Below are 13789 nucleotides of genomic sequence, written 5' to 3'. Positions count from 1 at the left end.
AGGCACCCCGGCATATGTGTCGATGTGTGTGTGTTGTTGAGTAAGGGTGATGGCATGAGGACACGAGTTCCCCATTCCGGCGCGCTTTATACCATAACTTTGGTCATGACACCACCAGCCCGGGTGCTAAAAATGGATCCCGGACCATGGTGCGACCGCCTGATGACGTTGCGATGACGATCACACTGGAAGTAAACGGGGGTTGGGGATAAAATTTCGCCCTGATTGCAAACGCATCTATTTTTCATTACCTGGTTGTTGGGCATCGGCAGGATGCGCAATCAGGCCCCAAGAGAGATCCCATGTCCATTAAAATCAAGACACCGGAAGAGATTGAGAAAATGCGTGTCGCCGGCCAGCTGGCCGCCGACGTGCTGGTCATGATCGCCCCCCACGTCAAGGCGGGCGTCACCACAGACGAACTGAATACCCTCTGCCACGATTACATCGTCGACGTGCAACAGGCCATCCCCGCGCCGCTCAATTACCACGGCTTCCCCAAGTCCATCTGTACTTCAGTGAACGATGTCATCTGCCATGGCATCCCGAACCACAAGAAGCTGCGGGAAGGGGACATCATCAATCTGGATATCACCGTCATCAAGGATGGTTATCACGGCGATACCTCCGCCATGTTCATCGTGGGCCAGACCACCCCCCTGCGTCGCCAGCTCTGCAAGGTGGCCCAGGATAGCCTCTATGCCGCCATCAAGCGGGTGCGCCCGGGCATGTGCATCACCGAGATCGGCGCCGTCATCCAGCCCATCGTCGAGCAGGCAGGCTTCTCCGTGGTACGCGACTACTGCGGCCATGGCATCGGTGCCGAGTTCCACGAAGAGCCGCAGATCCTCCACTACCGCAACGGCGGCAAGCTGGAGCTGAAAGCGGGCATGTGCTTCACCATCGAACCCATGGTCAACAGCAAGAAGTACCACTGCAAGGTCAATCCGAAGGATGGCTGGACCGTGACCACCAAGGACGGCGGCGACTCCGCCCAGTGGGAGCACACCCTGCTGGTGACCGAGGATGGCTGCGAGGTCCTGACCCTGCGTCCCGACGACACTATCGAGCGTTTTATCCGCCACGTTTGACATTCAACCCCGGCCGCGCGCCGGGGTTGCTCTTTACCCGGCCCGACCGAGAGTGTGACATGCCATGGATGCCAGCCTGCTTTCTCCCCATCTGCTCCCAGACGATCAGCTCACCCGTGACAACTGCAAGGAGTACCTGAGCCGCTTTCTCGCCTGGCTGCACGAGCGCTTCGACGCCGGTGACAACATCATCGAACTGGTCGCCACCCGCTCCGAATACATGGACGCGCTGCTGACCAGGCTCTGGCACAAGTTCGGCTTCGACAGGACCGAGCTCACCCTGATCGCGGTAGGCGGCTATGGCCGCGGCGAACTCCATCCCCACTCCGATATCGACCTGCTGATCCTCTACGAAGGAGATGAACTGGACGAGGTGCTGGGGCTTCGCATCGGCGAGTTCATCACCCTCTTGTGGGATCTCAAGCTGGAAGTGGGGCAGTCGGTGCGCAACGTGGCCGAGTGCATCGAGCAGGGCCGCAACGACATCACGGTTGCCACCAACCTCATCGAGGCCCGTTACATCACGGGTCGCCTGGCGGGATTCGAGCAGTTGCAGGCGGCCACCCAGCCCCAGCACTTCTGGCCGAGCGAAGCCTTTTTTCGTGCCAAACGCGAAGAGCAGGCTCTGCGCCACCAGCAGTTTCTCGGCACCGCCTACAAGCTGGAGCCGGATCTCAAGAACAATCCCGGGGGGCTTCGCGACATCCAGACCCTGGCCTGGGTCGCCCGCCGCCACTTCGGCGCCACCACCCTGTTCGAGATGACCAGCCACGGTTTTCTCAACCGGGCCGAGTACCGGGAATTGCTCGACTGCCAGAACTTCCTGTGGAAGGTGCGCTTCGCCCTGCACATGGCCATCAACAAGGGGGATAACCGCCTCTTGTTCGACCGCCAGCGTACCGTGGCCCAGATGCTGGGGTTCGAGGGGGAAGGAAACGGCCCGGTCGAGCAGATGATGAAGCGCTTCTACCAGACGGTGCGGCGGGTGGCCGAGCTCAACGAGATGCTGCTGCAACTCTTTGACGAGGCCATTCTCGGCAACACCGCCATGGACGTGCGCCGCATCAGCGACGAATTCCAGCTGCGCGGCCGCCTCATCGATGCGGTGGACTCCGAGCTGTTCGGCCGGGATCCTGCCGCCATCCTGCGACTCTTCTACCAGATAGCCCAGCACCCGGAGATTGCCGGCATCCACTCCGCCACCTTGCGCCAGTTGCGCGAGGCCAGACGCACCCTCAACTGCTGGCTGCAAGATCTACCCGAGTGCCGCCGTCTCTTCATGGCGCTCCTGCGCCACCCCAACGGCATCGGCCAGCCCCTTACTTTGATGCACAAGTACGGGATCCTCGCGGCCTACCTGCCCCAGTGGAACCTCATCGTCGGTCAGATGCAGTTCGACATGTTCCACGCCTACACGGTGGACGAGCACACCCATCGGCTGCTGCAGAACATCCATCGCTTCCCGAATCCGGCCAGCCGCCAGACTCACCCGCTCTGCCACGAGGTGTTCACCCAGTTGCGCAAGCCCGAGCTGCTCAGCATCGCCGCCCTCTTCCACGACATCGCCAAGGGCAGGCGCGGCGATCATTCCGAACTCGGGGCCGTGGATGCGCTGGAGTTCTGCCAGTTGCACGGGCTGGATCGCTATGAGAGCCGACTGGTCGCCTGGCTGGTGCGCCACCATCTGCTGATGTCGGTCACCGCCCAGCGCCGCGACATCTACGACCCGGATGTGGTCACCGACTTCGCCCAGAAGGTGCGGGATGAATTGCACCTCGACCTACTCTATTGCCTGACCGTGGCCGACATCTGTGCCACGAACGACAGTCTGTGGAACGACTGGAAGGGCACCCTGCTGCGCGAACTCTACTTCGCCACCCAGAAGGCCCTGCGCCAGGGGTTGGAAAACCCGCCGGACATGCGCCTCAAGATCCGTGAAAACCAGCGCCAGGCCAGGCAGATCCTGACCCAGCGCGAGGTGCCACAGGAGGCGGTCACCGCCCTCTGGAACGACTTCAAGGCCGATTACTTCCTGCGCCACAGCCCGGAGCAGATCGCCTGGCACTGCCGCAAGATCATCGCCCACGGTGACAACCCGGCCCCCCTGGTGCTCATCGGCAAGCATCCCATACGGGGCGGTAGCGAGGTGTTCATCTATTGCCGCGATACCCCCAACCTCTTTGCCACCGTGGCCTCGGCACTTGATCAGAAGAACCTCAGCATCCACGACGCCCAGATCATGAATTCGCGCAACGACTACGTGCTCGACACCTTCATCGTGCTGGAGCCAAACGGCGAGCCAATCAGCCCCAACCGTACCGCCACCATCAAGAAGGCGCTGGAGAAAGCCCTTCAGGAGCCGGGCAAGCTGGTGCTGCGCAGCAAGCCCCTGTCCAGACGCCACCGCCAGTTCAGCGTGCCGACCAGGGTGGTCTTCCTGCCTCACAAGGGGGAAAACCGCCACACCCTGCTGGAGCTGACAGCCCTGGACACTCCGGGCCTGCTGGCCCGTATCGGTGCCGTGTTCCAGCAGTGCGGCCTCTCCCTCCATGCCGCCAAGATCACCACCATCGGTGAGCGGGTGGAGGACTTCTTCAGCCTCACCACCCTGGCCGGAGAGCCGCTGAACCCGGAGGAGCAGCAAGCCCTCGAGGAGAGGCTGGTCAATCAGCTCAACCCCCAGGAACCGGTTGGCGAGAGTGCCTGACACGCTCGGATGAAGCCTCGAAAGAGGCTTTTTGACGTATTGATTCCTCAATCAGAACAAATGGTTGGACCACTCAAGTACAATAAATCGCCCTGATTCTGAAGAAATCGGCGAGAGCCCTTAAAAACGATTGGAAAAGTGTGATACAACAAACAGAATTTTATAAAGGAAACCTGTCATGACCCAGTTGCAACAGACCATCGAAGCGGCCTTCGAGCGCCGTGACTCCATCACCCCCGGCTCCGTCGATGCCGCCACCAAGGCAGCCATTCTGGAAGCCATCGACCTGCTGGACTCCGGCAAAGCCCGGGTTGCCGAGAAGATTGCCGGCGAGTGGGTCGTCCACCAGTGGCTGAAGAAGGCCGTGCTGCTCTCCTTCCGCATCAACGACAACGGCATCATCAAGGGCGACGATGCCCAGTACTACGACAAGGTTCCCCTGAAGTTCTCCAACTACACCGAAGAGCAGTTCAAAGCTGCCGGTGTACGCGTCGTGCCGCCCGCGACTGCGCGCAAAGGCTCCTTCATCGCCCCTAACACCGTGCTGATGCCCTCCTACGTCAACATCGGCGCCTTCGTCGATGAAGGCACCATGGTCGACACCTGGGCCACCGTGGGCTCCTGCGCCCAGATCGGCAAGAATGTGCACCTCTCCGGCGGCGTCGGCATCGGCGGCGTACTGGAGCCACTGCAGGCCAACCCGACCATCATCGAAGACAACTGCTTCATCGGTGCCCGTTCCGAGGTGGTTGAAGGGGTGATCGTCGAGGAGGGCTCCGTCATCTCCATGGGGGTCTTCATCGGCCAGTCCACCCGCATCTATGACCGCGAAACCGGTGAAATCCACTACGGCCGCGTCCCGGCCGGCTCTGTGGTCGTTTCCGGCTCCCTGCCCTCCAAGTGCGGCAAGTACAGCCTCTACGCCGCCGTCATCGTCAAGAAGGTGGATGCCAAGACCCGCGCCAAGGTCGGCATCAACGCCCTGCTGCGTTCCATCGACGAGTAATCCACGCCGATGTCATCAAGGGCACCTCTGGTGCCCTTTTTCATGCCCGCTCTCATGGGTGGGCGCCAACTCCCCCCTGCCCCACCAGCACTGCACACCCCCATGAGACGATACCGCTTATGGCAGTGCTGGCAAGGCGTTCACCCCTCCCCTTGGCTCATTGATTAAAGAAGACCTTTTTGACACCAATTTGAATTTGGCGCGCCTGTCACAGGCAAGGCGTCCGGACTCGGGTAAGATAGAGGGGTCAGGATCGTTTCAAACCAAGGAAGCCCGATGTACGAGAATCTCAAGAGCCTGGGGATCCAGGAACCCACCTCGGTGGACAGCTACACCCTGCGCCAGGAAGCCAACCACGACATCCTCAAGATCTATTTCAAGAAGCAGAAGGGTGAATTCTTCGCCAAGAGCGTCAAATTCAAATACCCCCGCCAGCGCAAGACCATGCTGGTCGACTCGGGGACCCATGAGTACAAGGATGTCACCGAGATCAACGCCAACCTCAAATACGTGGTGGATGAGCTGGACAATCTGACCCAGGGCGGCCAGCCTTCCGCCGATCCGGACATCAAGCAGAAAATACTGCGCGACTTGCGTCATCTGGAAAAAGTGGTGCAGAACAAGATCAGCGAGATAGAACGGGATCTCGAAAAGCTTTAAGCCGGTCTGATGCAGCAAAGGCGCCCAAGGGCGCCTTTTTCATTGGATCACACCATACTGGCGCCGTCAGGAAAGTCCCCGCACATGTCCCGCCACCAAACGCAACCCAGCAAAAAGGGAGGCTTGCGCCTCCCTTTTCGGAACTCAGATATCGGAGCGACAATCAGTTGCTCTTCATCCAGATGTCCATTTCAGTTTTCAGGTTATCGGACTTGGTGCCGAAGATGGCTTGTACACCGGAACCCGCCACCACCACACCGGCGGCACCCAGCTTCTTCAGACCAGCCTGGTCAACCTTGGCCACATCCTTCACACCGACACGCAGACGGGTGATGCAGGCGTCCAGAGAGGCGATGTTCTCTTTGCCACCGAAGGCGGAGACCAGTGCAGCAGACATCTCGTCCTTGCTTTGACCGGCAGAGGACTCTTGGGCAGCTTCGTCTTCACGACCCGGGGTTTTCAGGTTCATGGCACGGATGACCACGGTGAAGACCACGTAGTAGATGACTGCGTAGACCAGACCCAGACCCACCAGCAGCAGCATGTTGTCGGCACGCGGAGATTGCACCACGAAGTCGATGAAGCCGTTGGAGAAGGTGTGACCGTGAACGACACCCAGCATGTTGGTCAGCACGTATGCCAGACCGGCCAGCAGGGCGTGGATGGCGTACAGAACCGGGGCCACGAACAGGAAGGAGAATTCGATAGGCTCAGTGATACCGGTCAGAAAGGAGGTCAGGGCAGCAGAAGCCATGATACCTACGATCTTGGCGCGGTTTTCCGGCTTGGCGGAGTGCGCAATGGCGAATGCAGCAGCAGGCAGACCGAACATCTTGAACAGGTAGCCACCCGCCAGCTGACCGAAGCCGTTGCCGGCAGCACGGGAAGCGTCATCAGCAGTCAGGAAGCAGGTCATGATGCCGTGTACGGTTTCACCGGCGGCGTTGACGCAGGTACCAGCCTGATAGAAGAACGGCACGTTCCAGATGTGGTGCAGACCGAACGGGATCAGGGAGCGCTCAACCACGCCGTAGATGCCGAAGGCCAGGACCGGGTTCTGGTTGGCAGCCCAGTCGGAGAAGGCACCGATGGCACCACCAATCGGCGGCCAGATGAAGGAGAGCACGACACCCAGACCGATTGAAACGAAACCGGTGATGATGGGCACGGCGCGCTTGCCGGCGAAGAAGCCAAGGTACTCTGGCAGCTGGATCTTGTAGAAGCGGTTGAACGCCCAGGCAGCCACGCCACCGGCGAGGATACCACCCAGCACACCGGTATCGATCTTCTCGACACCCATCACAGGCGCCATCACAGTCAGGGTGGCGGTCATGATGCCGTAGCCGACGATGGCGGACAGGCCGGACACACCGTCGTTATTGGTGAAGCCAAGGGCGACGCCCACGGCGAACAGCAGAGCCATCTGGCCGAATACGGAACCACCGGCCTGCTCCATCAGTTGGGAGACGATTTCCGGCAACCAGCTGAAGTGGGCAGCCCCCACCCCCAGCAGAATACCTGCAACGGGCAAGACCGATACGGGCAGCATCAGCGCCTTACCGACCTTTTGCAGATTAGAGAAAGCATTTTTTAACATGTGTGCGCTCCTGAATGGATTTTTTTCCGACAACGACTCAGGGCAGTTTATTGATGACGATGTGCTTCATTCGTCACTGCGCCAAGTGCGTTTTCCGGGTTGCTTATTTTGACCAGCAGAATATAACCCAGCGGGGGTGGAAATGCCTCTGTCGGAAACAAGGGAATAATAAATTTGGAGGAGAGATCACAAGATAATAAATAAGCAGAGAGGGGACTGTCTTGAATATTATTTCGTATTGTTATAGCTTCACCGCAAAAAGAAATAAACCACTTCAAAATAAATCACAAAGAAACCAAATAATACTTAGCGATACTTACTGTAACCAAATGTAACTTATTGCGGATTTATATTATCCAGTCTACCGATTAAAAAGGCCTCCAACAAGGGAGGCCTCCAATAAATATCGATTTTAATAAACCGAGATATTTAGTTCTTCTGTGAACGTTTCACTGCATCAATAAAGACCGATTTCGCCTTGGTTGAACCGGCACGCTCGGCTTCATTCACGAGTTGCATCGCCTTGTCGATGTCACCGGCCTTCACCGCTTTCTCGATCTGGGCGTTGTAGAAGCTCTCGGTCTCGCTCAGCATGGCGGGAGCCGGTTTGCTCGGCGCTGCGGCAACGGCTGCCGTGGTGGCCGCCGTCGCAGCCACGGCAGTGGTAGCAGGCTTGGCCTGGCTCATCGCCACTTTGTCGGCGTATTCAGGCTTGAACACGGCTTCCAGGCCTTGTCCCTTGGCCATGTCCGTGACCTTTATCTGTACCAGACCCCAGGGCGAATGCGGGATCACGGGGTCCTTGATATCCGGCTCGACCGTGCCGTTGGCACGGGCAAAGGCCTTGGCGGGGTGCAAGATGGTGGTGCTGCCCGCCGTCTCGTTGGCCGGCGCATAGACCACCATATAGGTTTCAGTGGCGGGATTGCCCGGCATGCTGCGGTCCACGAACACACGCCCCTCAATCCTGTCGTTGTCGAGCAGGTGGGCTGGTTGATAGGCAAAGACCGACTCACCCAGCACGCGAGTCACCTTGAACTGGGCATCCAGCATGATCACCTTGGGAACCAGGACCGTCTTGCTGACCTGGGAGGCCAGGGTGATGGCCAGATTGCCGGTATTGGCCGGCAGACGATAAGCGGCAAAATAGCTCATGCCCTCGTCAAACTGATAACTGGGCTGCTTGCCGTCGATGGCCAGCAGCGTCTCGCCTTCCGGCAGGGAGACATAATTGAATTCGTTGAACCCTGTGCAACAACTGGTTGCCTGGGAGAGCGCCTGCTTGGCCTGATCGGCATTACTCAGAATGGAGGCGTGCTCCTGCACGGGCACCACCATGCTACCGGAACAACCGGCCAGCAGCGCGGTAACCATGGCCGCGATAGACATCTTTACCAGTTTCATTCTTCTTATCTCCATAACCCGGTTGCCACATCATGCGAAACAAAACTGCCCCCATAAGGGGGCAGTGACTAACTTAACTGAAGATATTGCTTACCACCAGGCTTCTGCTTGTACGCCAACCTGATAGGTGTCTTTGGAGGTGTTGCCTTCAAAGGCGTTCTGGTCTTCGGTGTTCTTCAGGTAGGTGGCGAACACGCGGATTTCCGGACGGGCCCAGAAGCTGGAGCCGGCAGACCAGGCCTGAGCCAGGGTCAGCTTGTAAGCGCCATCTTTGTCGGTGGTACCGGAAGTGGACTTGTTCTTGTCCTGGAAGTAGCCGCCTTCGAAGATGGTCTTGTTGAAGTCATCCCACTTGTACATCGGGCGAGCGACGACAGACATGGTTTCGTACTTGTCGTTACCGTTCCACATCTCGTTGCCTACACCGTAGACCAGCTGGTGACCCATCTCCCAGGAGTTGCCCATCGGGATGACGCCCCAGTTGATGATACGGTAGCCATCGGCACCGGCTTTGGCTTCGGCACCGTACCAGGAGCCGTCACCGTAGAAGGCCATGGTCTTGGAGTAGCCTTCGGTACCGTACTGCAGCACGGTCTTGTTGAAGCCACCGAAGATGCCTTGAGTCAGTTCGGCAGTCAGCATGACGCCGTTCTTCATGTTGTCGTTCTTCAGATCTTTCTGGGCGTCGGTCTCATTGACCAGGGCATACATGGCGCCCACTTCCAGAGAGCCGTCCTGCCACAGCGGGATGCCGGCATAACGCACGTCCAGGGTGTTGACGTTCAGATCTTCGTTCTTCTGGTAAACCGGATCACCGTTGCCATCTACACCGGTCTGGGTGTACTGACCGAAGACATCACCCGCGCTGCGGTCGTTGCGGACCCAGGCCAGGGAGAGCTTGCCAGGACCAGCCTGGATGCCTTCGATACCGGCACCGGCACCGGAGATGTTCCAGTAGTAGAAGTCAGAGATGTGGATGTCGTGACGTTGGTAGTAACGCTTACCGGCCCACAGAGTGGCTTCCGGCGCGAAGCCCAGCAGCCCCTTGGCTTGCACGTTGAACTGACGCAGGGCGAAGTCGGAGTCACCGTTGCACTGCTTGGCATCGAAGTTACAGACGGTGCCGGTACCTTCCCAGTCGTTGGAGCCGTTGGACGCCATGGCGAACATGGAGTCTACGTAGAAAGTCTTGCCATCTTTGTTGAAGACTTCCTGACCCAGCTGGACTTCGCCGTAGGTATCATTTTCGTTACCCAGACGACCAACCTTGTTGACGTTGTATTTGACCATGTCCCCGTCACCGGAAACACCGACACCTGAACGGAAGTAGCCGTGGAAATCAACGGCGAAGGCGGCTTGGGAAGCCAGGGCTGCGGTTACTGCTGCAGCGATCGGGAGCCACTTTGCTTTCATTTTCATTTTCCTTATTCCCGCTGAGAGGAGTGTGATCCTGATATTCAAGTTCTTATCACCGGAAAAACGTTTTGGTGATAACCGAGGTCGATTATATGTACCCAAATTCCCTGCAAACATGAGCTGATTCACAAAACGATGACAAATCGCACGCCACCCGCAACCGCAGCAACAACAACCCAATAAACTTTCACTTTATGGCATTAAAAACCCCATGAACAACAAAAAGAGGAGCAACAACACCAAAGAAAGCGCTTTCAAATATTAATTCGCGACGAGAGTTAAGTGATAAATCCGTGTCGCAGTAGCAAAAACATGACTGAAATCGCTTTCAATGCGGAACTTTTAATTTTTCAATTTGTCGTGGGTGATGATGAATATGGCCAACCGGTTATCATCATTGGCGAGAAAAATAACCGGACGAAAGAGAGGATATATTTGGGGGCTGAGGCGTGACGCCCCAAAAATAAAACACCCCCGTCAGCACACTCACGGAGGTGAATTTATTCTCGGGGAGAAGGGTCTGGCTACAGTCTATTTTCCCAGGTTTTCAACCAGGCCAGCGCTGCCACTTCAGGCTCATCTTCTACCGTCGCATCGATTTCCAGGCGCACAACCAGTGGCTCGGCAGCCAGCTCCTGCAACAGAGCATCCAGCGTTCGCCCCGCTCCGCAGAAGTGTTCATAGCTGCTGTCTCCCATGGCGATGAGGGCATAGCGCCATCCCTTCATATAAGGAGCACGATCGGCCAGGGCACTGGCAAAGGGCTGCAAATTGGGCGGTATATCCCCCTGCCCCGTGGTGGCGGTCACGATGAGCAGAAAGCGGGAGGCATCGATGTCGGTCAGCGCCGCGTCATCGAAGATCTGGCAGACATGGCCATTGGCTTGCAGGTGGTCACAGAGGGTCTCGGCCACCAGCATGGCAGAGCCGTAGACGGTGCCGACCAGGATGTCGATCTCGGCCATCAGCGACTCCTCAGGGACAGATATTGGACCCGGCAAGACCGGGATGGGTAGGAAGAGCCCCCCTGAACAGGCGGGGGGCACGCGATTGGGCAGGCGATATCTCGTTGAGCCATAAGTCATTCCTCTGACGTACCTGGGCTACAGCATGCCACAGCCCGGTCAGAGGCAACAGATGGAAAGAGGCTCAGGCGCCGTAGTCTTGCTCGCTGGCAGGCCAGCCCAGACGGGCGAACAGACCCAGCACCTCGGGGCCCAGGGGCGCCTGGATCCGCATCGGCACCTTGAGCACCGGATGCTCGAAGCTCAGACGGTGCGCGATCAGCAGCAGGCGGTCGCACCCGTAATGCTCGCGAAAGAAGCGGTTGTGCCGGCCATCCCCGTGGGTGGTATCACCAACGATGGGGTGGAACAGGTGATCCAGATGGCGGCGCAGCTGGTGCTTGCGCCCCGTCTTGGGAAAGAGGCGGACCAGGCTGTAGCGACTGGTGGGATGCTTCTTGGAGACGGCGAAGGGCAACTCGACCTGATGCAGACGACGAAACGCGGTCACCGCCTCCTGGGCGGGGCGATCCGGGTCGCTGAAGGCATCGGCAATCTTGTCCAGCTGCTCCTTGAGCGGATAGTCGATGAGCCCCTCTTCGGGGGCCCATCCCCGCACCAGTGCCAGGTACTCCTTGTGGACCTGACGGGCAGCAAAGGCCTCGGTCAGGGTACGGGCCACGGCAGGATCGAGAGCAAACAGCAGCACACCCGAAGTGGGCCTGTCCAGTCGGTGCACGGGGTAGACATGACGACCCCCGATCAGATCCCGGGTCATCTGCATGGCGAAACGGGTCTCGGCCTTGTCGAGCCAACTGCGGTGCACCAGGAGACCGGACGGTTTGTTCACCGCCACCAGCCAGTCATCCTGATAAAGCAGTGTCGGCTGCAAGGCATCCGCTGTCCGGGTCTGCTCGTCCATCATTGTTCGACCACTTTGCCGGAGAGCAGCAGATCGAAACGGGCGATCAGACGAAGCAGGGCCTCGACCTCCGCCAGCTCCTCTTTATAGACCTCACTCGCCATGGGATAGAGGGAGACGCTGGTCGGCAGCGGAGCCTGCAGCAGCACCAGCTGCTCCATGCGCGGGATCAGCACGAACTGCAGCCATTGATCGAAACTCAGGGTATCGACACAAAACGGCAGCTCGCTTGCCAGCGCCTCGCTCCCCGGATGGTCGGCTTGCCAGCGTTCCAGACGTTGCAACTCGGCAGTCAGCTCTCCCAGCAGACCGGCAACCAGCAGATATTGATTCATCTCGCTCACTTCCTCATCGCGGGCCCGGTCTGCGACGGGGCCCCACTCAATACGGCCATCAAAAAGGGGCGCTACTATACACCGACCCCGCAATGGCTGCCATGTTGCCGTCACCTTAATCCCCTGCATCACCGCCTCTGGCTATCTGGTGCAGCCCCCTTATAATCGCCCGCATTATCTTCAAGCGGGATCTCTTCATGTCTTCCATCAACACCCTGACCGAGTTTCTGACCCAGGCCGATACCCAGTTCCAGCTGTTCGATCTGGGCCGCCAGGTGCGCCCGCTCCCCAGCGACCTCTTCGTGCGCATCGAGCAGCAGCAGGAGCCCTACCCCTGGCCGTTGCAGCAGCACGCCTGGCTCGGCGTGCACTTCTTCCAGCCGACCGAATCCAGACACTACCTCTGGTTCCTCAAGTTCGCCCTTGATGAGCGCGGCCTGCTCATCTCCAGCGGCCCTAAGCATTTCATGGATCAGGTGGTAGAGACTCTGGGCTACAAGCTCACCGGTGAACTGGACGAAGAGAAGGCCCAGCGTCTGGCGGACAACCCCTACACCTTCCGTCCGGCCGAGGCCAAGATGGCCAGTGTGCACGCCAAACTGGCCCGCCAGCTGAAACAAGCCCCTTCCGCTTACTACGAGGCCCTCTGCCACTATCTGGCGGCACCGGGGGAAGAGGGGTGGCAGGCCCTGGGACTGCAAGGGTTTGCAGATCTCGCGGAGCGGCTGCAGGTTGAACGCAACCTGGCACTGGTCTGCAAGGCCTTGCCCGTACTGCCGCAGGCCCCCCTCTACGCCCTGTGCCAGAGCCTGGAGAACGCCCCCCTGCCTCCTGCCCTGCAAGGCGCATTGCTGGAGCGCATCGGCAAGGAGCAGGAGTGCGCCGAGCCTGACCCCGAAACCCTGGCCTATCTGTGCCGGGCACTGGCCTCCTGCCCGGGCAACGGACTGCGCACCAACAAGCTGCTGACCCTGCTGCAAACCCGGCCAAGCCCCTCCCTGCTCCTCGCCATCGCTGGCCGCCTCTGGCCCGATCTGAAACACCCCGAACTGCTCGGCCTGTTTCTGGAGCAGCTCGCCCTGCAACCCACCCAGTTCTTCAACCAGGTATTTGCCGAGCTCGTCACGCTACCGGCCTTGCGCAATGATATGCTGGCAAAACTGCGTGACCCCGAACGCAGCGAGGCCCTGGGTCTGGCCATCGGTCGCCTGTTCGCTGCCACCTAGGCCCGACACAACGGCCCTGTTGCCTGAGGTGAACAGGGCCCAACACACATCACAGAAGGAACCCGCTGATGGGAGAAATGCTTGGGATCTTGCTGCTCGGCCTCGTTGGCTGGGCCTTCTGGCAACAGCGCCGCCAAGCGGAGCTGGCCTGGCAATACATGCGCCGCTACTGCCAGCACCACGACCTGCAACTGCTGTCGCTGGCGCGGACACACCGTGCCCTGGGGCACAAGCCCCTGCGCCTGCTCACCTACTACCAATTCGAGTTCTCCAGCGACGGAGAGAGCCATTATCAGGGACAGCTCTGCATGCAGGGGCTGCATGTCGCCGGTGTCGAGCTGCCACCCCATCGTCTCCCCTCCTAGATTTGAGAGCACGGGGGCTGGCTATACTCTTCCACAACCCCCTTCCAAGGAGTACC

The 13789-nt window shown here is 59.1% G+C and carries 13 protein-coding genes; 7 read left to right on the top strand and 6 right to left on the bottom strand.

From position 1 onward, the window contains the following. Positions 1 to 302: 302 nt before the first annotated feature. The 4 genes from map to AB5Y80_RS00960 all read left to right on the top strand — a co-directional run bounded on the left by map (position 303) and on the right by AB5Y80_RS00960 (position 5464). Positions 303 to 1091, top strand: a complete 789-nt coding sequence (gene map, locus AB5Y80_RS00975; RefSeq protein ID WP_010673402.1) for a type I methionyl aminopeptidase — start codon at positions 303 to 305, stop codon at positions 1089 to 1091. A 64-nt stretch (positions 1092 to 1155) separates the two neighbouring features. After that, the gene (gene glnD, locus AB5Y80_RS00970) at positions 1156 to 3798 is read left to right on the top strand and encodes a bifunctional uridylyltransferase/uridylyl-removing protein GlnD (protein WP_042015535.1); all 2643 of its coding nucleotides are present in this window, start codon (positions 1156 to 1158) and stop codon (positions 3796 to 3798) included. Between the two features lie 178 nt (positions 3799 to 3976). Next, positions 3977 to 4804 carry a 2,3,4,5-tetrahydropyridine-2,6-dicarboxylate N-succinyltransferase gene (gene dapD / locus AB5Y80_RS00965; protein ID WP_010673400.1) on the top strand — a complete coding sequence of 276 codons (828 nt, stop codon included), beginning with the start codon at positions 3977 to 3979 and terminating at the stop codon, positions 4802 to 4804. Between the two features lie 276 nt (positions 4805 to 5080). Beyond that, positions 5081 to 5464 (top strand): DUF3461 family protein, encoded by a 384-nt coding sequence (locus AB5Y80_RS00960; protein ID WP_039039426.1) that lies wholly within the window; start codon positions 5081 to 5083, stop codon positions 5462 to 5464. Positions 5465 to 5627: 163 nt separating this feature from the next. On the opposite strand, the gene ptsG is transcribed toward AB5Y80_RS00960, so the two are convergent. The 3 genes from ptsG to AB5Y80_RS00945 all read right to left on the bottom strand — a co-directional run bounded on the left by ptsG (position 5628) and on the right by AB5Y80_RS00945 (position 9878). Continuing rightward, positions 5628 to 7061 carry a PTS glucose transporter subunit IIBC gene (gene ptsG / locus AB5Y80_RS00955; RefSeq protein WP_010673398.1) on the bottom strand — a complete coding sequence of 478 codons (1434 nt, stop codon included), beginning with the start codon at positions 7059 to 7061 and terminating at the stop codon, positions 5628 to 5630. Positions 7062 to 7490: 429 nt separating this feature from the next. Then, entirely contained in the window at positions 7491 to 8465 is a 975-nt protein-coding gene (locus AB5Y80_RS00950) for a MalM family protein (RefSeq protein ID WP_042015533.1), read from the bottom strand. Between the two features lie 90 nt (positions 8466 to 8555). Further along, a complete protein-coding gene (locus AB5Y80_RS00945; RefSeq protein ID WP_041214686.1) occupies positions 8556 to 9878 on the bottom strand; it encodes a maltoporin in 1323 nt (440 codons plus the stop codon). Between the two features lie 315 nt (positions 9879 to 10193). Here AB5Y80_RS00945 and AB5Y80_RS00940 point away from each other — a divergent pair, with 315 nt between their 5' ends. Beyond that, entirely contained in the window at positions 10194 to 10334 is a 141-nt protein-coding gene (locus tag AB5Y80_RS00940; RefSeq protein WP_010673395.1) for a hypothetical protein, read from the top strand. A gap of 71 nt (positions 10335 to 10405) precedes the next feature. Here the strand turns inward: AB5Y80_RS00940 and AB5Y80_RS00935 are convergent, their stop codons facing one another. The 3 genes from AB5Y80_RS00935 to AB5Y80_RS00925 all read right to left on the bottom strand — a co-directional run bounded on the left by AB5Y80_RS00935 (position 10406) and on the right by AB5Y80_RS00925 (position 12142). After that, on the bottom strand, positions 10406 to 10846 hold the full coding sequence (locus AB5Y80_RS00935; RefSeq protein ID WP_039039423.1) for a flavodoxin: 441 nt from the start codon (positions 10844 to 10846) through the stop codon (positions 10406 to 10408). Positions 10847 to 11030: 184 nt separating this feature from the next. After that, a complete protein-coding gene (truC, locus tag AB5Y80_RS00930) occupies positions 11031 to 11810 on the bottom strand; it encodes a tRNA pseudouridine(65) synthase TruC (RefSeq protein ID WP_010673393.1) in 780 nt (259 codons plus the stop codon). Beyond that, the gene (locus AB5Y80_RS00925) at positions 11807 to 12142 is read right to left on the bottom strand and encodes a YqcC family protein (RefSeq protein WP_010673392.1); all 336 of its coding nucleotides are present in this window, start codon (positions 12140 to 12142) and stop codon (positions 11807 to 11809) included. Before AB5Y80_RS00925 ends, truC begins: the two co-directional genes overlap by 4 nt. A gap of 197 nt (positions 12143 to 12339) precedes the next feature. Here AB5Y80_RS00925 and AB5Y80_RS00920 point away from each other — a divergent pair, with 197 nt between their 5' ends. Both AB5Y80_RS00920 and AB5Y80_RS00915 read left to right on the top strand, forming a co-directional pair. After that, a complete protein-coding gene (locus AB5Y80_RS00920; RefSeq protein WP_368172417.1) occupies positions 12340 to 13368 on the top strand; it encodes a DUF3549 family protein in 1029 nt (342 codons plus the stop codon). A gap of 68 nt (positions 13369 to 13436) precedes the next feature. Continuing rightward, positions 13437 to 13733: a DUF3301 domain-containing protein gene (locus tag AB5Y80_RS00915; protein WP_039039421.1), complete on the top strand. Its 297-nt coding sequence runs from the start codon at positions 13437 to 13439 to the stop codon at positions 13731 to 13733. Positions 13734 to 13789: the final 56 nt, after the last annotated feature.

The organism is Aeromonas sp. R2-1 (assembly GCF_040908425.1).
GTDB lineage: Bacteria > Pseudomonadota > Gammaproteobacteria > Enterobacterales > Aeromonadaceae > Aeromonas > Aeromonas caviae.
The sequence above is the reverse complement of the archived record's forward strand: the minus strand, read 5'-3'. Positions and strand labels throughout refer to the sequence as shown.